Here is a 21,786-nt window from a genome sequence, read left to right on the forward strand (position 1 = left end):
GCACCTCCCACTACCGTTCCGGAGCGTGGCACATCTGGGGGTGGCCGATCTGACGGACCTCGCGCACGCGGCGTACGGCCGCGAACTGCGCGACGTCGTCCGTCTGCACGGCGGCACTAAGAAGGGCGTCTACCGCCTGACGCTCGACGACGGCACGACGGGCATCGCCTACGTGTGGCGCGCATCCGAGGACTACTGGCCGGAGCACGAGCGCGACCCGTTGTTCGGCGACGCGAGCGGGCGCGACCTGTTCCTCACGGCCCACACCGCGCTGTCCGAGGCCGGGGCGTCCGTGCCGCGCCTGGTGCTGGTCGACAGCGACGTCATCGTGGTCGAGGACCTCGGCGGCGAGTTCCTGGAGAAGCTGCTCGACGTCGACCCCGAACCGCTCGACCGGCTGTGGGACGACCTCCACGCGGTGCACCAGCGCCTCAGCCCGCGCTACGGCCGCCCGAACGCACTTCAGCCCGCCGACGCGCCACCGGTACCGGACGTGGTGCTGCAGCGGGCTTTGGGGAACCTGGAGGAGTGTTGCGCGCGGGTCCCGCGCATCGCCGCCGAACGCGACCGCCTCGAAACCCTGCTGCGCCAACGGCATTCGGTGATCGAGCCGCGCACGCAGTACGGGCTGATCCACGGCGAGCTCGGACCGGACCACGTGCTCGTGGCCGACGGCCGGCCGGTGCTGATCGACATCGAGGGCACGATGTTCTTCGACGTCGAGTGGGAGCACGCGTTCCTGGAGCTGCGGTTCGGGCCGCACTACCGGCCGGTCGCGAGCCTCGACCCGGCGCGTCTCAGCCTCTACCGCCTGGCCCAGTACTTGTCCCTTGTGGAGGGTCCGCTCAGGTTGCTGGACGGCGATTTCCCGCACCGGGACGCGATGCGGGAGATCGCCGACCAGAACATCGAACGCGTGCTGGCTCAGATCTCCAGGTAGTCGAGGTTCGGCCCGCCGTTCGCGGTCGTCGCGACCGCCCGGACCGTGTTCTCGCCGGCCGCCAGGTCCAGCGTGACGGTCACGGTCTGCCAGGTCGTCCACGCGCCGGTGCCCGCGAAGGCCTGCTCGTCCACCGCGAGCTGCCCGTTGACCGAGAGGTCCAGCGGCCGGTTCGCCGTGGTGCCGTTGGCGAAGCGCAGCGTCACCTGCCGCGGGCCCGCCACGTCGCTGGTCACCTTGAACTCGACCGCAGACCCGGAAACGTTGTCGTAGTTGACGAATCCGGTGCCGGAGAACCCGGCGTGGTTCGACTCGACGACGCCCTGCGACACGTTGCCGTTCTCGGCCTCATAACGGGACTCCGGCGTGCCCGCGCCGGGATACGCCGAGCCGAGCCACGCCTCGTCGACCCGCAGCTGCGCCTTGCCCTGGGTGGACGTCTTCTCCACTCGGATGTGCCGAGCCGTGGTCCCCGCCGGCAGGTCGATGAACTGAACCCCGCGGTGGTTCGCCAACGACCCGGACTTCACGTTCGTCCAATTGGAACCGTCGTTGGACGTGTAGACGTTGTAGTTCTTGATGCGCGCGGAGTTCGCCGCCGGGTGGGTCGTCGAGTCCTCACGCTGGTTCAGCGCCACGTACGAGACCTTCTTCGCCGAGCCCAGGTCGAACCGCAGCGACACCGTGCCCGCACCCGTTGCGTCCCAATAGGTCTGGTAGTTGCCGTCGGCCGCGTGCGCAGCCGGATGACCGGAACCGCTGGCCGACGCGCTCATCGTGTAGCCGGCCTGAGGAATGATCCCCTCACGACCCGCCGTCTCGACCTTGAACACGGTGTCGTACTGGTCCCAGTTCGAGATTCCGCTGAGCGTGATCGTCCCGCCCGACTGCGACCAGTTGACCGCCGCACCGGTCCGCAGGTTCGTGACACGGCTGACCTTGTACCCGTTGTCCCGCACCCGCAACGTGGTCCCGGACGGCTTGGTGATCACGTGGAGGTAGTGCTGGTTCGGGTTGGCCTTCGACACGGTCGTCACCCCGTGCGCGCCGTCGTTCCAGAACCCGGGCTTCAACCCGCCGTGCAGATACCCGCCGCCATAGGTGCCACCGATCGACTCCCAGATGTCGCGCAGATACGAGCTGGTGAAGTTGTTGAACGCGGCCTGGTTCGACGGGAACTTGCCGTTGACCATCGCCGTCTCGGCCATCAAGGCCTTCACGTCCGACCCGGCGTTCGTGATCAACCGACCGAGCGTCAGCTTGTAGTCGACCGCGGAGTTGGAGCCCGAGTACCACCACGCCCCGGACGACGGCAGCTTGAAGCACGCCTCGATCAACCGCGGCGCCGCCGTGTAGACCGCCTGCGGGTAGTCGTAGTTCGGCGTCATGCCGGTCTTCTGCTCGTTGCTGATCGTGTCCATGATCGGCGTGTCCTCGTTGTTGTTGCTGAGGACGTAATGCGGACGATCGCGCCGAACCCGCTCGTACAGCCCGTTGCGCTCCCAGTAGGCGTTGTCGTTGTCGATCCAGAACCCGGCGAGCTTCGGGTAGCGCTGCATCACCTCGACGAAGTTGTCGTAGCTGAACTCGCCGAACCCGTCGCGCGTGTGCAGGTTGACCGACTTGCCCTTGTAACTCGAGTACGCGCCGGAGTTGAGCCAGCTCTGCCCAGAGCCAAGACCCTCGTTGTACCACTGCGGATCGTCGGTCATGTAGTTGATGACGTACAGCCCCTCCGCCGAAGCCGCCTCGATCAACTCACCGAGGAAGTCCCGCTTCGTCGAGCAGCTGCCGGGAATCGACGACGGCCACGCCCGCGCGTAGCCGAGCCTGCTGTGGAACGACGCCAGCACGAGGTACTGCGCGTGCAACTTCTTCGCCTCGTCCACCCAGTACTTGGCGCTCCAGCCACCGTTCGTGACGGCCGCTTCCCAAGCGCTGCAACTGGTGTAGCCCGGCGACGTCCGCATCCCCCAGTGCAGGAACAGGCCGGCCGTCGAAGCCCGCAGCCAGTCCTGCCGGGGATGCAGCACCTCGGCCTGCGCCGGAGTGCTCACGCCTACCACGAGTAGAGCGGCGGTCATCAACACGCCGAGACGACGCAACGTTTTGCGCACGAGCCAGCCTCCTGGTGGACGCCTCCTGCGGCGGAAGGAAGACGTGCTCGGTGTTACCGCGCAAAGGTCTACGCCAATCGACGACCACACTCAAGAGGTCATCGGAGGTATAAGCGAATTACATGTCGATCCGAATCGATAAAGGCTCCGAATGAGCCGATGTCTAACGGTCGTCCTGCTTGAACAGCCGGCCGACGCCGGTCACGAGGCAGATGGCCAGCACCCATCCCACCAACGTGAAGAAGAGCGACCACCACTTCGCGAGGCCGAGCGGCACCCAGAGGTCGCTGTGCTTGAGACTGACGACGGGCAGCAGCAAGTCGATCGTGTAGAGCCACGGATCAAACCGCGCGACGGGGACCTCGTTCCTCGTCGAGATGAAGCTGCCCGTCCCCAGCACGTGGAAGACCACGCCGCCCACCACGACCAGACCGGCCAGCCACCCGAGCACCCAGAAGGGCCGGTAGCCGTAGCCGACAGTGGGCTTCAAGATCCACCAAAGAGTCCGGTGCACCCTGCCGGGAAGGCCTGTGCGTTCACGGCGGCGCTTGTCCTCACCGGCGATCAGCACCTTGGCGGCTTCGTGGTGCAGACCAGCCGCCCGATAGGCCGACGCCAGTTGCCGATAGACCTGCGGCACGTACTCGTGATGCCGTTGCAGCCAAGCGATCCGCTTCGACACGTGTGTAGAACCTTCACGCAGTGCGCCATAAACGAAGTTGCTCAGCTTCGCGTCGTCCGGCCAGTCGCTTTGCTTGTCGACCACGGTCGCCACCCGCAACCGGCAGAAGTTGAGGGCACCAGCGGGACGTTCCGCGAACTTCAGCCGCAGCGTGCTTCCCACCACGGAGCCCTTCAGCTCCAGCGCCGTTTTCGAGCTCATCAAGGCCGCACCCGCGAACGAGACGTCGGCGCCGATCTTCGCGTTGCACATGTGCACCGAGCCCTCGGCGCGGACCTTGACAAACGACACCGACTGATCGACGGTGACCCGGTCGCACCGCAGCGCCTCTCCTCGTTCTCCCAGACGCGCGCCGGTGAAGTCCAGCGAGCCGCCCACCTTCGCGTCACCGAGATCGACCCGTCCCTCAGCGACGAACCCGTTGCGCAACAGGGCATCCCTGGTCACCGTGAGGCCACGGGCGATCATCGCGTCCCGCTGCGGGTTCGTGAACCGGCCACCGGTGCAGTCCAGATTGCCTCCCACGCGGACGTCGCTCAGCACCACCCGGCCCCGCGCGAGAAACCCGTCCGTGTCCGCGACCGACCCCAGCGTCTTCTCCGACAGCAGGACATCTCGGTGCACGTGCATCCCGGTGGCGTCGATCGCCGTGTCCGTCTCGTTCTCGAACCGTCCGCCCTGCGCCCACAGGCTGCCGCCGACATCGGCACCCGCCAGCAGCACCTTGCCCTTGACCACCGCGCCGGCCTGGAAGATGAGGTTCTGCGCAATCGACGCCCGCGCCAGATCGACCGCCTTGCGGCCCTCGTTGACGAACTCGCCTCCGGTGAAGTCCACCCAGCCGCCAACCCGACATCCCGTCAGGTTGATCTCACCGTCCACCTTGCACCCGCTGGAGAACTTGACCACCTGGTGGACGTGCATGCCAACGGCTTCCAGTGCGAGCTCACCGGGGTTGACGAAGTGCGCGCGGTGGCAGTCGAGCGTGCCCTCGATCTGCGCTCCGCGCAGGCTGACTCGCCCGTGCACAGTGAAACCTTCGCGCCAGAAGACGTGCTCCTTGACGATCAGTCCGTTCAGTTCCAGCGTCGTCTTCTCACCGGGATTGCGGAAGGTCGCACCGTCACAGATGAACTGCCCGCCGATCACCGCGCCGATCATCCGGGTCAGGCCGTCGGTGCTGAACCCGTCAGAGCAGATGAGGTCCTGGTCGACATGCAGACCATCTGCCTTGACCGCCTCCCCGCCGCGGCCGTCGACGTGACTGCCGCGCAACACCAGCTGCCCTGTCACGTGGGCACCCATGAGGTCGATCCGGCCCGACACCGTGCAGTGGCGCAGCGAGAGGCTGCTGCTGACCTGGACCTGTGCGGCACGGAGGCCGGGCAGAGTGCACTCCACCAGATACAGCCCAGCGATCTTCGCTTGCTCGAGAACGGGTGGCTGGTCGAACGAACACCTGTCGAACCGCACGAGAAACTCGACGTCACCAGCTTCCAAGTCGATCTCACCGGTCACCCGCACGTCGGAGATGCACAGCTTGCGGGGCCGGTTCTCCTTGGCGGCCAGCAGCACTCGCGACAGGACGCAGCCGCGGATCTCCCGTCCCGCCCCGATGAACGTGACGCGCCCACCGTGCTCGATCTTGCCGGCCAGTTCGCGTTCGGCAGCCGTCATGTCATTGTGAGAGCTCATCGCGCACTCCAAGGACGTGACCGCGAGGTGATAGCGCGATCTCACTTGTTCAGGTGTGTGAGGTACGTCCGAATGGACTGACGACTTGTTAGCTCACCGCCGAACGTTCACCCGATCAGCCGTGTGACGGATGCCCGTAGAGCCCGGCCCCCGCGATCTCCACCGACGTCAGGAACGCCGCCGACGCCAGGTAAGAAGCCTCGACCAGCTCAGCCGTGTGCGAGAAGTCGAGCGGCGTAACGGCCTGCACCGGCGGCCCGGGCAGGTACAGCACCGGCGCGTGCTGCGACGCCAGCTCGACCTCCAGCACCGCCTGGTTGCGCATCCCCAAAGTCGCCCAGAACAGCAACGTCTCCGCCAAAGTCTCCGGCACCGTCGGCAAGTGCCCCGGGAACGCGCAGTCCAGCACCACCAACGACTGCGCCCCCATCGCCAGCGCCTGCCGAATTGGCACGTTGGCCAGCACTCCGCCGTCGTAGAGCACGCGATCATCGATGCGCACCGGCGGATACACCCCGGGAATCGCCGCGCTCGCCAGGATCGCCGGGACCAGTTGACCGGACGTGATGTTGACCGGCTCACCCGTCACGCAGTCCACCGACACCGCACCGAACGGCAACGTCAGGTCAGCAAACGAAGAACACCCGGACAGCCCCTCCGCCAGCACGTCGGCGAGGCCCGTGTTCGGAAACAGGTAGGTCTTGTTCATTCGCAACGAACGAAGCTGCGCAAGAGGCCCGCCGGGAAACACCCGTTGCCGCGTCATCCCCTCCCACAGCACGGCGAGACGCGAAGCGGCCTTCTCCGGATCGAGCGCCAGCAACGACCCGTTCACCGAACCCACCGAGGTTCCGACGACGAGGTCCGGGCGCACGCCGTGTTCCTGCAGCGCGCGCAGCATGCCGACCTGCGACGCGCCGAGACTGCCTCCGCCGCCGAGCACGAAGGCTACCGGTCCGGGCAATGAGATCGTCACGAGCAGAAAGTACAAGAAGGCTCGAAGGACAGCACGCTGGCCGGGGCGTGCAGAGCCGAACCCGTGCAGCGTTCGAAAATCGCCGCGGCCCGCGTGTGTTCGCCCAGCACGGACCACGCCTCGGCCTGCGCCAGCACATGGCCGGTCGACATCGCGATCTCCAGCGCCTCCTCCGCCCGCGACTGCCCCAACACCGACAGCAGGGTCAACGCGCGGGCGCGGATCACCTGGAAGCCGCGTGACAAAGCGAGTTCCAGCGCCAGGACAGCATGCCGAGCAGCCTCCTCGGCATCACCGGAAACCAGAAGCGCACGGGCCAGCGACACGCGCAGCCAGGCTTCCTGGTAGGCGACCGAGCGATCCACGGCCACCGAGACCGCCTGGGTCAGCGTGGCGATCGCCAGCGAGAACTGGCCCACGTGACGTTGCACGTTGCCGATCACGTCGAGCGCGCGCAGCAGGTAGTGGGAGTTCGCGGACGCGCGGACGGCCTGGTCGCGCAGCCGGGTTGCCACGGCCAGAGCTTGGGCCGAGGCGCCGGTGTCCAGGTGCAGCAGGGATTCGTCGTGCAGCGCGCACAGTTCCCAGTGCGGGACGCCGGCAGCCGCCGAAGAGGCCTGGGCGATCAGGTCGCGGGCTCGTGGCACGTCGCCCAAGGCCAGCGCCACCTCGGCCGTCCAACCCAGGGCGGGGACGTCGTCGGGCATCAGTTCCAACGCTTTGCCGTAGTGCGCCATCGCCTCGTGCAGGTCGCCGGACGCCACGAACGCCGGGCCGACCGTCACCATCACCAGCGCGGTTTCCGAGGCACCGACCTGGTGGGCGGACGCCTCGCGGTAGATCTCCAAAGCCTTCACCGGATAGCCCTGCACGACGTAGCACGCGCCGAGGTTGTGCAACGCCCGATGCGCGCCGACGAGGTCGCCGGCCGAGCGGAACAACGTTGCCGCACGCGTGAAGTGCTCGGCCCCTGCCCCCGCGTCCGACCCCATCAGGGCGGTGCCGATCGCCGACTCCATCGTCGCCTGACCGATCAGGTCGCCCTCCTGCGAGGCGTGCTGCAACGCGGCAGTCGCCACCGCACGGGCGGTCTGGTGGTCGCTGCGCATCCAGAGGTAACGGCGCAGCGCGTCGGCCATGTGCCAGCAGCCGCTCAACGCCAGCGCCACCATGGCGTCCCGTTCACTGTCCAACCAGGACAGTGCGGACGCGCGGCTGCCGAACGGCGGCACCTCGACCGAGCGCGACGGGCGCTCGGCGTGCAGCATCCTGGGCATCAGCAGGTCCAGCGCGGCGTCGGCGGTGAGCACGTAGAAGTCGAACATCCGTTGCTTCGCCTCGGAATCCGCCCCGAGACCACGCGCGTAGAGGTGCAGCAGGTCGTGCAGCCGGTAGCGGCCCGCGGTGTGCGGCTCGACCAGGTTCACGATCTCCAGCGCGGCCACGCACGCTCCGGCCGACGACAACGACTCGCCCAGCAAAGCGGCGGCTGTGTGCACGGTGAAGTCGTTGCGCGGCAACAAACCCAGCAGCCGGAACAACCGCGCCGGGCCAGGAGCCAGCTCGCGGTAGGAAAGATCGAAAGCCGCGGACACCACACCACGTTGGTCGCCGCGGATCGACAACAACGACAGCCGGTCCTCACCTTCCAGCGCCGCAACGGCATCGGCCACCCGGTCGCGCGACGCCGCCAGGTTCGCCGCCGCCACCCGCAACGCCAGCGGCAGATGTCCGCACAGCCGGGCCAGCGTCGCCACCGCGTCCGGTTCGGCCAACGCCCGCGCCGGCCCCAGCATGCGCCCGATCAACGCCGCCGACTCCGACGGTGTCAGAACATCCAGCTCCAGCCGGTGCGCGTCGTCGACGGCCATCAGCCCACGCAGGTCGTTGCGGCTGGTCACCACGACGACACAGCCGGGACTGCCGGGCAGCAACGGCCGCACCTGGTCCTCGGAGACGGCGTTGTCGAGCAGCACGAGCATCCGCCGTTGCGCCAGCACCGACCGGTACAGCGCGGCCTGCTCCAGTTCGTCAGAAGGCACCTGCGTGACGCCCAACGCCCGCAGAAACCCGGTCAGCGCTTCGGCCGACGTGATCGGTGGCGCGTCGTCGAAGCCGCGCAGGTTCACGTAGAGCTGACCGTCCGGAAAGGACTCGCTGACCCGGTGCGCCCAGTGCACGGCCAACGCCGTCTTGCCCACGCCGGCCACACCCGCGATCGACGTGATCACCACGGTCGAGCTGGACAGCAACGCGTCCAACGCCTGCAGGTGCTCGGCCCGCCCGGTGAACCGCACCAGGTCCGCGGGCAACTGCCGAGGGACAACGGACGAAACCACGCCAGAGTCCTGCGCCAGCACCGCTTCGTGCGCCTCGCGCAACACCGGACCCGGCTCGACCCCCAGCTCGTCGACGAGCCGCCGGTGCGTGACCCGGTACAGCTCCAGCGCGTCCGCCTGCCGGTCCGACCGGTACAGCGCGGTCATCAGCAACGCCACCAGCCCCTCGCGGAACGGGTGCTCGGCCACCAGCGCCGTCAGCTCCGGCACCAGCTCGCGGTGCCGCCCCAGCCCCAGCTCCAGCGCACAGCACTGCTCGGTGACGGCGATCCGCCGCTCGTTCCACCGGTCAGCGTCGACCCGCAGCTCCGAGCTGACCAGCCCGGCCAGTGCCGGCCCGCGCCACAGTTCCAAGGCAGCACGCAACTCAGGCGCCGCCTGCGCGGGTTCCAGCACGACAACCGACCGCACGCGATCTTCAAACGCGGCAACGTCAACCGAAGCCACGACCCGATAGGCCGTGCCGTCCGTGATGATCACCGACGCGCCGAGCACGGCTCGCAACGACGCGATCGACTTCTGCACCTGATGCCGTGCGGTGGAAGGAGGATCTCCGTCCCACGCGACGGCCACCAGCTGGTCGAGCGCGACCAGCCGGCCGGACGCGAGCGCCAGCGCCGCCAGCACCTTCTGGTCTCGCGTGCTGCCGATCCGCACCCGCTCGCCGCTGCCCGTGACGACCTCGAGTGGTCCGAGCAGCCGGATTTCCGTCACGGTCAGAAGATAACGACCGATTGCCCCCGACTGACCATTTGAGACCGTCAGGAGGCACTGACCAGGAGCGGAATTGCCAATTCCTGTCTCGTCAGCGACCCGTGGAAGCCCCGCATCATGCTGAAGACGGGTTCCGCCTGGCCACGAACGATCACCGCCGAGTTTTTCATTGCCACGACAACATTTCCGATGCGGTCGAGCGCGAGCGGGCTGACCGGGCCGAACCACCCGGCGTCGACCGCTTCCTCGCGCCGCACCACATCTGCGCGATCACCCAGGAAATCGCGCCAGACTTCGAGCACCTCATCACTTTCGGTGTGCAGGTAACGCACTCGAGGTTCACCGGTGATCGTCCGGACTCCCTGCCACAGCAAGGGTTCCGTGTCGAAGTCGATCCGGTCGTCCGCGGTGATCATGCCGTGGTCCGCCGTCACCACGAGCTGCGAGTCCGGCGGCATGCGTGCGGCGATGCGGGAAGCCAGCGCGTCCACGAACTCCAGCTGCAGCAGCCACTCGGCGGAACCGGGCCCGTAAATGTGCCCGATCATGTCGAGATCCGCGTGGTAGGCGTAGCAGAACGAACGGTCCTGCTGGACCGCCGCGACCGCGCCCAGCGCGAGGTCGCCGAAGCCCGCCGCACCGCGGAACCACGAGCCGCGCAGCACGGCGCGGGTCAGCCCGCTGGTCCGCTGGCTCAACGGCGCGACCGTGCTGACCGCCACCCCGGCCGCCGCAGCGCGCTCGAACAGCGTCGGGTGCGGCTGGACGACCTCTGGCACGAGCACCTTGCGCAGGTCGTGGTGGTGGTCGCCGGCGCGCGACCAGGTGAGCGCGTTGAGCACCTCGTCCCCGACCGCGAACGAGACCCCGACGATGCCGTGCTCGCCCGCCAGCAGCCCGGTGCCGATCGAGGCGAGGCTGGTGGCGGTCGTGGACGGGAAGCCGGCGTTGATCTCGCGGGTGGGCAGACCGGACAGGAACGGAGCGTGCTCGGCGTGCTCGAGCAGCAGGTCCTGCCCCAGCCCGTCGACGAGCAGCAGCACGACACGCCGGGCGGACGGCAGGTCCAGGGTGTTGTCGGCACCCGGAACGTCCAGGCCGGAGAGCAGCGACGGGACGACCTCGGCGATGGTCACCTGGACACCGTGCCACGTCGAATCGGACAACGGGCAGAATGGCGCGCTGTGACAACGCTCATCCACCAGAAGATCGCTGACGAGCTCGGCGTGGCCACCGGCCAGGTCCGCTCTGCTGTCGAGCTGCTCGACGGTGGCGCGACCGTCCCGTTCGTCGCCCGGTACCGCAAGGAGGCGACCGGCGGTCTCGACGACGCGCAGCTGCGCACGCTCGAGGAGCGGCTCGGCTACCTGCGCGAGCTGGAGGAGCGCCGTGCCGCCGTCCTCACCTCGATCCGCGAGCAGGGCAAGCTCGACGAGGCACTCGAAGCGCAGATCCTCGCCGCCGACTCCAAGGCGCGGCTCGAGGACCTCTACCTCCCGTACAAGCCGAAGCGCCGCACGAAGGCCCAGATCGCGAAGGAAGCCGGTCTCGAACCGCTCGCCGACGCGCTGCTCAGCGACCCGAACCTGAACCCGCAGGAAGAAGCCGCGAAGTTCGTCGACCCGAGCAAGGAGGTCGCGGACGCCGCGGCCGCCCTGCAGGGCGCGCGCGCCATCCTGGTCGAGCGGTTCGGCGAGGACGGCGACCTGATCGGCGAGCTGCGCGAGCAGATGTGGACGCGCGGCCGCGTCGTCTCCAAGGTCCGCGAGGGCAAGGAGACCGAGGGCGCCAAGTTCGCCGACTACTTCGAGTTCGACGAGCCCTTCAGCAAGCTGCCGTCGCACCGCATCCTGGCGCTGTTCCGCGGTGAGAAGGAGGAGGTCCTCGACCTCGTCCTGGAGCCGGAGGAGCCCAACGAGGAGGGCGGTCCGTCGTCCTTCGAGGTGCGCATCGCGGCGCGGTTCGGCATCGACGACCGCGGCCGTCCCGCCGACAAGTGGCTCACCGACACCGTGCGCTGGGCGTGGCGGACCCGGATCCTCGTCCACCTGGGCATCGACCTGCGCGGACGCCTGCGCTCGTTCGCCGAGGACGAGGCCGTGAAGGTGTTCGCCTCGAACCTGCGCGACCTGCTGCTGGCCGCACCGGCCGGCACGCGCGCCACGATGGGTCTCGACCCCGGCTACCGCACCGGCGTGAAGGTCGCGGTCGTCGACGCCACCGGCAAGGTCGTCGCGCACGGCGTCATCCAGCCGCACGTGCCCGCGAACCGCTGGGACGAGTCGATCGCCAAGCTCGCGGTGCTGGCCAAGCAGCACAACGTCGACCTGATCGCGATCGGCAACGGCACGGCGTCGCGCGAGACCGACAAGCTGGCCGCCGACCTGATCAAGCGCCACCCGGAGCTCAAGCTCACCAAGATCGTGGTGTCCGAGGCGGGCGCGTCGGTCTACTCGGCCTCCGCCTACGCCTCCTCGGAACTGCCGGGCCTCGACGTGTCGATCCGCGGCGCGGTGTCGATCGCGCGGCGGCTGCAGGACCCGCTGGCCGAGCTGGTGAAGATCGACCCGAAGTCCATCGGCGTCGGCCAGTACCAGCACGACCTGGCCGAGGCGAAGCTGTCGCGTTCGCTGGACGCGGTGGTCGAGGACTGCGTGAACGCGGTCGGCGTCGACCTCAACACGGCGTCCGTGCCGCTGCTGACCCGCGTCTCCGGCATCACGGCCGGTCTGGCGGAGAACATCGTGCTGCACCGCGACGCGAACGGTCCGTTCAAGACCCGCAAGGCGCTCATGGAGGTCGCCCGGCTCGGCCCGAAGGCGTTCGAGCAGTGCGCGGGCTTCCTCAAGATCCGCGGTGGCGACGAGCCGCTGGACGCCTCGTCCGTGCACCCCGAGGCGTACCCGGTCGTGCGGAAGATGCAGTCCGCGGCCGGTGCCGAGCTGATCGGCAACACCGCGGTGCTCACGAAGCTGCGGCCGGAGCAGTTCGTCGACGAGCAGTTCGGTCTGCCGACCGTCACGGACATCCTGCGCGAGCTCGAGAAGCCCGGCCGCGACCCGCGCCCGGCCTTCAAGACCGCGACGTTCGCCGAAGGCGTCGAGAAGATCGCCGACCTCAAGCCCGGCATGGTGCTCGAGGGCGTCGTGACGAACGTGGCCGCGTTCGGCGCGTTCGTGGACATCGGCGTGCACCAGGACGGCCTCGTGCACATCTCGGCGCTGTCGAACAACTACGTGAAGGACCCGCGCGACGTCGTGAAGTCCGGTGACGTGGTGCGCGTGAAGGTGCTGGAGGTCGACGAGGCCCGCAAGCGCATCGGCCTGACCCTGCGGCTGACCGACGAGCCGGGCAAGCCCGCTCCGAAGCAGCAGGGCGGCGGTGGCGGCGGTCGTGACCGTCGTCCGCAGCAGCGCGGTGGGCAGCGCGGCGGCCAGCAGCGCAACTCGCCCCCGCCGGCGACCGGCTCGATGGCGGACGCGCTCCGCAAGGCCGGCTTCGGCAAGTAGGCGAAAACGGTGCACAAAGGCGAGTGCTCACCACGAGCACTCGCCTTTGCCGTCTTCACCGCACCGCGGCTTCACTGCACGGCGGCGTGCTCCCGTTCCAGCACCGCGACAGCCCGCAACGTCGCGACCGCCGCGTCGTAGCGCTGCTGGGCGTCCTCGCGCGACTCGCCCACCGCGACCACACCCAGCTTGCCGAAGTCGCGCAGCGCGCCGAGCGCGTAGAAGAAGACGCCGGTGCGGGTCGCCTCCTGGTACGACTGGCCGGCGCGCATGGCGATCTCCTGCAGCTGGACGCACGACAGCGACCGGAACGCGTCGTCCTGCACACGGTCGCTGGTGACGTAGTGCCGCGGGGAGCCGTCCGGCGCCAGGTATCGGCCCGTCTGGTCGTAGTGGCCGTTGACCAGCGCGTTGGTGAACATGAACGGCGCGGTCGCGCCGCCCATCCGCAGGTTGATCTCCAGGGCGTACACCTGCTCGGGAGCTGCCTCGTCGGCCACGAAGTCGATGCTCAGCTGGCCGATCACACCGGCGTGGGCCAGCGCGGCACCCGCCTGGACGGCCAGGTCCCGCACCCGCGCCCGGTAGGCGTCGGCAGCAGGGAAGACGCACCCCACGAACGTCTGTCCGGCCGCGCCGCTGAGCACCTGGTCGTGCGTCGACAGCACGCGGACCCGGCCCCCCGGCTCGATTTCCAGCTGGGCCGACGGCGACCGCAGGACCTGCGCGTCCAGGAACGCCTCGACCACTCCACCCATGACGGTGAGCTTGTCCCGGAAGGACACCCACGTGTCGCCAGGCGCCGTCAGCTGGTCCGCCATTCGGTCCGCGATCCAGGCCGCCAGCCCCTTTTGTGGCGCGCCCTCGTAGGAGAAAATGGCGTTTCCGGCGCCGGCGAAGCTCTCGTTGAGTTTCACGACCGCTTTGCGCAGGTGCGGGTGCTCGGTTTTCAGCCGGGCCAGTGCCGCGACGAGATCCTCCTCGCTCCCCAGGTCCTCGTGGCCGGGCAGCACCGGGACGCCCGCGTCGCGCAGGAGCCTGCGGCCGCCGCTCTTGGTGCCGAGCCCGGCCAGTTCGGGGTCGCAGGCGAACAGCGGGACGCCGAGGCGCACCGCGAGCTCGCGCTCCAGGTGCGTGCTGTTGAACACCACGAGGTAGGACCGCGCCCGGTCGGCGATCGCGGCACCGATGCGGGTCAGCACGTCGGGCCTGAGCAGGATCTTGCCGGTCAGCGGCTCTGCGGAGTCGTCGTCGCAGTGCAGCACGGTGAGCCGCGCCATCGCGTCGGCCCGGCTGAGGCCGGCGACGAGGTTCAGCGAGTAGTGGACGATCGAGGGGTCGATGCGCCTGCTGGTGACGTACACCAGCCTGATTCGCGGGTCGCGCAGCAGCTGGAGCTCGAAGAGCAGCCGCTGCTCGAAGTGCACGGCACCGGGAATCTTCTTCAGCTCGTCGGGGTGCAGCGTCAGGCTGGGCACCACGACCACGGTCACGGGGGCGTCCGACCCGTCCTGGCACAGAGCCACGAGTCGTTGCTGCAGCTGGTGGAAGTCCACCATTTTTCGGGGGGAGATCTGCACCCGCAAAAGCGTAAGCCGAAGTCACCGCAGAACCAATGCGCGAAACGGTGAGAATCAATGACCTAAATGATGATTCGCGGATGACAGTCCGTACCGGATCATGCAATGAACTAATTTGTCACATGAACTCTGTTCATTCCTGGCGGTGGAGTCCCCGCGCCAACTCGGCGACGACGGCCGCCGCGGGCCGGGTTCCGCTCAGCAACCCCACGCCCTGCCCCGCGTACAGGGCCATGTCCTCCACCGTACCGACGTGGCCGGTCACCGGTGTGACATCGGCGTAACGCAGCACCGGTCCGCGTTCGGGGTGCCGCGCGACCACGTCGTGCTCACCCGGCCGGGCACCGGGCGCCGGACGTCCCGCCGCCTCCCAGCGACGCCAGGTGTCGTTGCGCAACGCCCGGTGCGGTGCCGCCGGCCAGCCGTCGGAGAACACCTCGGTGTGCACGGTGTCCTCCGCGGTGGCCGAGCTCAGCCGGTCCCGGTGGACCGGATGCGTCGCGGCCTCGGCGGCGAGCAGGAACGCGGTGCCCACCCACACGCCCTGCGCTCCCAGCGCGAGCGCCGCCCGCACCCCGCGCGCGTCGGTGATGCCACCAGCCGCCAGCACCGGTGTCGCCGGCAGCGCGTCGGCGACAGCCGGCACCAGCGCCAGCGTCGACGTCGTGCCGCGCACGTGCCCACCGGCCTCCCAGCCCTGCGCCACGATCACGTCGACCCCCACGTCGGCAGCGGCACGGGCCTCGGCGACACTGCCGACCGTGTGGAAGTGGGTGGCACCCGCGTCCTCGATCGCCCGCCGGCAGGGTGCGGGATCACCCCAGAACGTCGAGATCACCGGCACGCCGTGCGCGAGGGCCAGCGCGAGCCGCTCGTGCTGCGGCCACTCCAGGACGAGGTTCACCCCGAACGGGTGCGGCGTCGCCGCGCGGACGGCCTCGATCTGCCGGCTCAGCTCGGCAGCCGTCGTCCACGACGCCGCGAGCACGCCGAGCCCGCCCGCCGAGCTCACCGCCGCGACCAGTGCCGTGGTGCACGCGCTGCCGATCGGGGCCTGCACCAGCGGCAGGCGCACCCCGAGCCGGTCGTGCCACCCGGTCATCTCCGCCCCGCCGGCGCCGGTGACATCACCGCCTCGTCCGATCGGCGCTCCAGGAGGTTCAGCACCGGCGCGGCCATCACCGTGGTGATCAACGCCATCAGCACCATCACGGTGAACATGGTCGTCGAGATGATGCCGAGCTGCAGGCCGGTGGTGAGGATGACGATTTCCGTGACGCCGCGGGTGTTCATGAGCACGCCGATGGTCCACGCGTCCCGCCACCTCTCCCCCGCGATCCTGGCCGCGACCGCCGACCCGCCGAGCTTGCCCAGCACGGCGACGGCCGTGACGATCACGACCAGCACCGCACCGGCCCAGGTCAGCTCGTCGACCCTGGTGGACAGGCCGACCACGACGAAGAAGATCGGCAGCAGCAGGTTGCCGACCACCACGCTGATCCGGTCGTGCAGCCACCGCTGCCACTCGGCCCGGCGCGGCATCACCAGGCCGGCCAGGAAGCTGCCGATGATGGCGTGCACGCCGATCTGCTCCGCGACCCACGCGGCGAGCAGCGTCAGGCACAGCACCGCCCACACCGGCGGCTCGCCCCAGCGGCGCAGCAACGGCCGCACGACGAGCAGCATGCCCGCGACGAACACGACGGTGAGCCCGAGCGTCAGCAGAACCGGACCGGGACCGCTCGCCCCGGACACGGCGACGACCACCGCCACGAGCACCCAGGCGACCAGGTCGTTGATCGCCGCGCACGCGAGGCTGATCACCCCGACCCTGCGCTTCGCGAGACCGGACTCGAGCAGCAGCCGCGCCAGCACCGGGAACGCCGTCACGGCCATGGCGGCACCGAAGAACAGGGAGAACGCCACCGGGCTCACGCCGCCGCCGAACCGCGGGTAGATCAGCACCGCGGTCCCGATCGCGAGCACCATCGGGACCGCGATGGACGCCTGCGCCACAACCGTGACCGTCCGGCCGCTGCCGCGCAGCTCGCCGAGGTCCATCTCCAGCCCGACCAGGAACATGAACAGCACCAGGCCGAACTGGGCGACCGTGCGCAGCCCGCCGACCACCTGGCCGGGGAACAGGTAGGTCTCCACGGCCGGCAGCAGCACGCCCAACACGCTCGGGCCGAGCAGGATGCCTGCCACGATCTCGCCCATCACCCGCGGCTGGCCGAAGCGGCCGAACAGCCAGCCCACCGCCCGCACGCCGACCACGACCACACCGGCCGCGAGCAGCAGGTGCACGTTCAGCTCGGCGGCGTTCACCGGGCACCGCCTGCGGCTACGTCCCCGCGGTCGCGGGCACCCGCGGCTTCATCCGGGTGACCAGGATGCCGGCGATCACCAGCACCGCACCGGCGAAGGTGTTCCAGCTGATCGGCTCGCCGAGCAGCAGCGCGCCGAACGCGGTCGACCAGAGCGGGATCACGTAGGTCACGGTGGACGCGATCGTCGGACCCGCGTGGCGAATGACGTTCAGGTTCAGGATGTACGCGATCCCCGTGCCGAGCACACCCAGCACGAGCAACGCGACGGCCGCGTACCAGCCCGGCCACGTCGGCACCTCCTGGACGGCGGCCGTGACCACCGCGAGCTGCACCGTCGCGCAGGCGATCTGCACCGTGGACAGCGCGGTCACCCCGCCAGGGCGGTGCGAGAAGAACCGCCGCGTGTAGGCGAAGCCCGCGCCGTAGCAGGTGGTGGCCAGCAGACAGGCCACGCCGCCGACGACCGTGCCACCGGCGATCCCGTTCCAGATGCCCAGCACGACCAGCACGCCCAGGAACCCCAGCGCCAAGCCTGCCAGCCGCGGCCCGCTGAGGCGCTCCTCCGCGACCATCATCAGCACGAACACGAGCGTCAGCAGCGGCGTGGTGGCGTTGATGATCCCCGCCAGGACCGAGTCGACGTGCTGCTCCCCGTAGGCGAACAACGCGAACGGCGCGGCGTTCAGCAGTGCCGCGACCACCGCGGCGTGTCCCCAGGTGACTCGATCGCGGGGCAGCCGGACCCGCTGCACCGCACACACGACCAGCAGCGCGATCGTGCCCAGCAGGCACCGCCACAACGCGACCCAGAGCGGTGAGACCCCCGCGTCCACCCCGATCTTGATCAGCGCGAAGCTCGACCCCCACAGCACGGAGAGCGCGACGAAGCTCGGCAGCCACCGGGCTGCCGCGACGCGTTCCACCGAACCTTCCATGACGTGTTTCCCCCTTGACCGGCGCGCCGGACTGAACGGCGCGGCTGGACGTCATGGTCACCTGTCCTCCATCATGAGTCCAATTACCGACATTCGCTTCCCCATGAGGACCTCTCATGACCATCGGTATCCCCCAGATCCGGGCGTTCGTCGCGGTGGTGGACACGTCGAGCTTTTCCGGGGCCGCGGCGCAGCTCGGGATCAGCCAGTCGGCCGTCTCTCACGCGGTGGCGGCGCTGGAGCGGACGACTGGGCGTCCCGTGCTGACCAGAGGGACCCCCGCGCGGCCGACGCTGCTCGGCGAACGGCTGCTGGCGCACGCGCGAGTGGCTCTCGCGTCGGTCACCTCGCTGGAGGACCTGGCCCGCCACCGCGACAGCGGTCTGCACGGCGACCTCGTGCTGGCCGCACCGCCGTCGGTGTGCCACAGCCTCGTGCCGGAGCTGGTGGAACGGTGGCGGACCGACTTCCCCGGCGTCACGGTGTCGCTCTTCGAGGGCGACGACGAGGAGGTCGCCGGGTGGCTGGCCGGCGCGAGCGCCGACATGGCCGTGCTGGTCGACCCGCCGGACGCGCCCGCGGGCGCGGTGCTGCTCGCCGAGGACGGCTTCCAGGCCGTGCTGCGCACCGACCACCCGCTGGCCCATCTCGCCGCGGTGGACCTCGACGACCTGGACGACGACCCGTTCCTGCTGTCGACCAGCGGGTGCGAGCGCCAGATCCGGGAGATGTACCGGGCCAGGGGCGTGCCGCTGCGTCCGGCACACCGGGTCCGCCAGCTCGGCACGTTGTTCGCCATGGTCCGCGCGGGGGTGGGGGTTTCGGTCGTGCCGGGGCTCGTGGCGGGCATGGAGGGCCCCGGCCTCGTACTCGTCCCGCTGGCCCAGCGGCTCACCCGCCGATTGGTGCTCACCGGGCCTCTCCATCGGCCGTGGCACCCCGCCGTGGCAGCCCTGCTCGCGGGGATGGAGCAGCGACAGGTGGCGTGACCGTGCGCAGGCCGTCGACGACCAGCACGACGGCTGCCGCCCACACCAGGCAGAAGCCGATCCACCGGTCCAGCGGCATCTCCTCCCGGTAGAACAGCACGCCGGTGAGGAACTGCAGGATCGGTGCGAGGTACTGGATCGCGCCGAGCGTGGCGAGCGGCAGCCGGACCACGGCGGCGCCGAAGCAGAGCAGCGGTGCCGCCGACACCGCGCCGGTCAACACGAGCAACATCGCGTGCTCCCACCCGTGCGCGAACACAGTGGCGCCACCGCTCGCGCCGAGCAGGACCAGCGCGGCCAGCGCGGGCACCGCGAGCAGCGCGGTCTCGGTGGCGAACCCGTCGACGGCGCCGAGCCCGACCTGCTTCTTGACGATCGCGTAGCCCGCGAACGATCCGGCGAGCACCAGCGCCACCCACGGGAACTCGTGCTGTCCCGCGAGCAGGACGACCGCCGCGAGCGCGGCCAGTCCCAGTGCGATCCGCTGCGCCAGCCGGAGCTGTTCACCGAGCAGCACCACACCGGCGGCGACCGTCATCAACGGGTTGATGAAGTACCCGAGCGCCGTGTCGACCACGTGCCCGTTGTTGACGGCCCAGATGTAGACGCCCCAGTTGACGGCCATCAACACCGCGGCCAGCCCGGTCAGGCCGATCGTCCGCCGCGACGAGATCCGGTGCAGCAACGACCGCAGCCTGCCGAGCGCCACGAGCAGGACGAGCACCAGCACTGCGGACCACACGATCCGGTGCACGAGGATTTCGACCGCGCCCGCGGGTGCCAGCAGCGGCCAGTACAGCGGGTAGAGACCCCACAGCAGGTAGCCGGTCACGCCGGCGACGACGCCGGCCCTCATCCGGCCTCACCCCGGCGGCAGATCAGCGTCGCGTCGGGATACCTGTGCAGGCGGTACGCCGACGCGCGCACCTCGCTGTCGATGCCGTCCACCAGCGCCAACTCCTCCCGCAAGGCGGCGAGGAGCGGGTAGGGCGTGCCGGACGAGTCGGCCAGCGGGTGGACGCGCACCTCCGCGCTGACCCGCATCAGCTCGCGGAGCGCGGCGAGGTGCCAGCGCCCGTCGAACAGGTTGGCGTAGGTGAACAACAGGTTCGGCACGAGGGTCAGTCCGAAGGTGTGGTCGGCGAACGGCAGCGCCGGCAGCGCCGCGGCCACGTACCGCCCTCCGCCACCGGAGCGGTCCGCGGTGAAGTCGGCGAGGAAGCGGGCCGACGCGCGGCGGCGGCGGGCGACGTAGCCGTCGACGCCACCGGCCCAGCCGAGGTCGTACATCGCCGCGGCCTCGGCGGCGCGGGCGACGGCGCGGTCGAGGTGTGCGGACACGACGGCCCCGACCTCGTCCGGCCCGGCGGCGTAGAGCGGGTCGGCGCTCACCGCGGTGCCGCCCCGCGCGCAGACCGCGGCGGTGAAGTCGCTCGCCCCGCCGGGACAGTCGAGGACGGACGTGCCGAGCACCTCGTGCTCGTCGAGACCGAACATCAGCAGGTACTCGTCGAAGTCGCGAGACGTGACCAGGATCCGGTCGAGCGGTGCGACGCTCATCCGCTCACCCCGCTCGTCAGCGCGAGGCGTTGCCCGGCGGCCTCGGCGAGCAGCCCGGCCAGCAGGCAGGCCGTGGCCACCGGCACGTCCGCGATCCCTTCCGGCGCCAGGAGTTCGCCGTCGCCTCCCGGAGCCGTCCGGTCGCTCCAACCGAACCGGTCGCGCAGCATCGGAGTCATCCCTCCCCCGTCGAGCCACTCCCCCACCACGGCACGCGCCCGGTCCGGGTCTCCGGTTCCGCGCAGCCGTTCCAGCAGACCCGCCACCGCCCCGCGCTCCTCGGCGGCGGACTCCGGCAGCCACAGGAAGAACGGCGCGACCGGCGCCATCACGAACAGCACCGTCCGCGCCCACGGCAGCCCGGTGACCGCGGCCTCGTACAGCCGCCGCGCCCGCCTGGCCCTGCTCGCGAAGTACCCGCGCTTGACCGGTGGTGCGCCCGCCATCGCGAGCGCACCCCAGTGCACGTGCACCTCCGGCCCGGCTCCGGCGGGTGTGCCGGCGGGCCGATGCGTCCCGAGCACGACGTGGGTCAGCGCGACCACGTCGACCGATGCGAGCGGCGCGCTCGGCACGTCGCGCAGCACCGTCCCGAGCGGCTCGTCCGAATTGGCCACGGCGAACGGCACGAGGCTCGCCGCGACCAGCGCCGCGGCGTCCGGGTAGCGCTGGTCGCCGAAGACGAACCCCGATCCGGCGCGCTGTGCCGGCGCGCGGGTGACGGTGCCGTCCGGGTGCACGATCCGGTCGAAGACCGCGCTCAGGGCACGATCGTCGGCCGCGGCCTCGACCAGGCAGGTCAGCAGTTGCTCGACCTGGGTGCGGTGGCGCCAGACGAGCTGCGAGTACGTGTCCGCCGTACCGGTCAGCGCCGCGAGCCGGGTCCGGTGCACCGTCGTGAGCGCCACGGCCGAACCCTCGTGCTCGGCCTCGGTGTACGGCTGGAACACCGGCCGCGCCCGGTCGTGCGCGACCATCCTGCCGCCGTTCCACCGGCGCAGCGCCAGCCGCGTCCTGCGGCCGCCGCGGAAGAGCGCTCCCGGCTGGAACAGGGTGTCGCCGGCGTCGTTCGCCGCCGTCTCGCACTGGGTGAAGTCGAACAGCATCGGGTAGCCCGCGCGCAGATCGCGGCAGAGCACGGCGTTGTAGTCGAGCACCGTGCTGCGGCCGTGCCAGATGTCGTCCCAGTCGGCCAGGTGGCCGGTGCGGGGCGCGCGGACACCGGCTGCGCTCAACGCCGTCACCACCTCGCCGATGGTGGCCGTGCCCTCGGCCAGGTGCCGCCAGGCGAACGCGCGCTCGCCCGCCGCCAGGTCTGTCCACTCAGGACCGCAGCCGAGGCCCAACCGGTCCAGCAGCCCGTTCACGCCGCTACCTCCAGCGCCGCGTCGGCCAGGATGCGGGCCACGTCGAGGGCCGG

General features: G+C 70.0%; 15 protein-coding genes. 3 read left to right on the forward strand and 12 right to left on the reverse strand.

Going from position 1 to position 21,786, the window contains the following annotated elements; all coding sequences use genetic code 11:
• The first annotated feature begins 25 nt into the window (after positions 1-25).
• Entirely contained in the window at positions 26-940 is a 915-nt protein-coding gene (locus DI276_RS11455) for a phosphotransferase (RefSeq protein WP_198680567.1), read from the forward strand.
• Here DI276_RS11455 and DI276_RS11460 read toward each other — a convergent pair.
• From DI276_RS11460 to DI276_RS11480, 5 genes are all read right to left on the reverse strand, one after another.
• Positions 925-3,057 carry a discoidin domain-containing protein gene (locus tag DI276_RS11460; protein WP_408610523.1) on the reverse strand — a complete coding sequence of 711 codons (2,133 nt, stop codon included), beginning with the start codon at positions 3,055-3,057 and terminating at the stop codon, positions 925-927. The two genes, DI276_RS11455 and DI276_RS11460, sit on opposite strands and share 16 nt — an antisense overlap.
• A 163-nt stretch (positions 3,058-3,220) precedes the next feature.
• Positions 3,221-5,434 carry a hypothetical protein gene (locus DI276_RS11465; RefSeq protein WP_157984653.1) on the reverse strand — a complete coding sequence of 738 codons (2,214 nt, stop codon included), beginning with the start codon at positions 5,432-5,434 and terminating at the stop codon, positions 3,221-3,223.
• Positions 5,435-5,549: 115 nt separating this feature from the next.
• A complete protein-coding gene (locus tag DI276_RS11470) occupies positions 5,550-6,410 on the reverse strand; it encodes a patatin-like phospholipase family protein (RefSeq protein WP_408610524.1) in 861 nt (286 codons plus the stop codon).
• A complete protein-coding gene (locus tag DI276_RS11475) occupies positions 6,407-9,463 on the reverse strand; it encodes an AfsR/SARP family transcriptional regulator (protein ID WP_198680568.1) in 3,057 nt (1,018 codons plus the stop codon). The genes DI276_RS11470 and DI276_RS11475 overlap by 4 nt, the downstream gene beginning before the upstream one ends.
• Positions 9,464-9,510: 47 nt before the next feature.
• Complete coding sequence (locus tag DI276_RS11480; RefSeq protein ID WP_232836580.1) at positions 9,511-10,599, reverse strand: alkaline phosphatase family protein; 1,089 nt, start codon at positions 10,597-10,599, stop codon at positions 9,511-9,513.
• A gap of 48 nt (positions 10,600-10,647) precedes the next feature.
• Between DI276_RS11480 and DI276_RS11485 the strand changes: the two genes are divergently transcribed.
• Complete coding sequence (locus DI276_RS11485; protein ID WP_112263233.1) at positions 10,648-12,972, forward strand: Tex family protein; 2,325 nt, start codon at positions 10,648-10,650, stop codon at positions 12,970-12,972.
• Between the two features lie 71 nt (positions 12,973-13,043).
• Here the strand turns inward: DI276_RS11485 and DI276_RS11490 are convergent, their stop codons facing one another.
• From DI276_RS11490 to DI276_RS11505, 4 genes are all read right to left on the reverse strand, one after another.
• The gene (locus DI276_RS11490; RefSeq protein WP_157984654.1) at positions 13,044-14,552 is read right to left on the reverse strand and encodes a peptide ligase PGM1-related protein; all 1,509 of its coding nucleotides are present in this window, start codon (positions 14,550-14,552) and stop codon (positions 13,044-13,046) included.
• 133 nt (positions 14,553-14,685) lie between these two features.
• Positions 14,686-15,654 carry an NAD(P)H-dependent flavin oxidoreductase gene (locus DI276_RS11495; protein ID WP_112263235.1) on the reverse strand — a complete coding sequence of 323 codons (969 nt, stop codon included), beginning with the start codon at positions 15,652-15,654 and terminating at the stop codon, positions 14,686-14,688.
• Positions 15,651-16,880 carry a cation:proton antiporter gene (locus tag DI276_RS11500; RefSeq protein ID WP_112263236.1) on the reverse strand — a complete coding sequence of 410 codons (1,230 nt, stop codon included), beginning with the start codon at positions 16,878-16,880 and terminating at the stop codon, positions 15,651-15,653. Before DI276_RS11500 ends, DI276_RS11495 begins: the two co-directional genes overlap by 4 nt.
• 16 nt (positions 16,881-16,896) lie before the next feature.
• On the reverse strand, positions 16,897-17,817 hold the full coding sequence (locus DI276_RS11505) for a DMT family transporter (RefSeq protein ID WP_112263237.1): 921 nt from the start codon (positions 17,815-17,817) through the stop codon (positions 16,897-16,899).
• A gap of 116 nt (positions 17,818-17,933) precedes the next feature.
• Between DI276_RS11505 and DI276_RS11510 the strand changes: the two genes are divergently transcribed.
• Positions 17,934-18,806 carry a LysR family transcriptional regulator gene (locus DI276_RS11510; protein ID WP_112263238.1) on the forward strand — a complete coding sequence of 291 codons (873 nt, stop codon included), beginning with the start codon at positions 17,934-17,936 and terminating at the stop codon, positions 18,804-18,806.
• On the opposite strand, the gene rarD is transcribed toward DI276_RS11510, so the two are convergent.
• The 3 genes from rarD to DI276_RS50835 are packed head-to-tail and all read right to left on the reverse strand — an operon-like array spanning position 18,727 to position 21,733.
• A complete protein-coding gene (rarD, locus tag DI276_RS11515; RefSeq protein WP_112263239.1) occupies positions 18,727-19,662 on the reverse strand; it encodes an EamA family transporter RarD in 936 nt (311 codons plus the stop codon). The two genes, DI276_RS11510 and rarD, sit on opposite strands and share 80 nt — an antisense overlap.
• Entirely contained in the window at positions 19,659-20,366 is a 708-nt protein-coding gene (locus DI276_RS11520; protein ID WP_112263240.1) for a hypothetical protein, read from the reverse strand. The genes rarD and DI276_RS11520 overlap by 4 nt, the downstream gene beginning before the upstream one ends.
• Entirely contained in the window at positions 20,363-21,733 is a 1,371-nt protein-coding gene (locus tag DI276_RS50835) for a DUF6025 family protein (RefSeq protein WP_198680569.1), read from the reverse strand. The genes DI276_RS11520 and DI276_RS50835 overlap by 4 nt, the downstream gene beginning before the upstream one ends.
• Between the last annotated feature and the right edge of the window lie 53 nt (positions 21,734-21,786).

This window comes from Lentzea terrae, from assembly GCF_003265345.1.
Classification (GTDB): Bacteria; Actinomycetota; Actinomycetes; order Mycobacteriales; family Pseudonocardiaceae; genus Lentzea; species Lentzea terrae.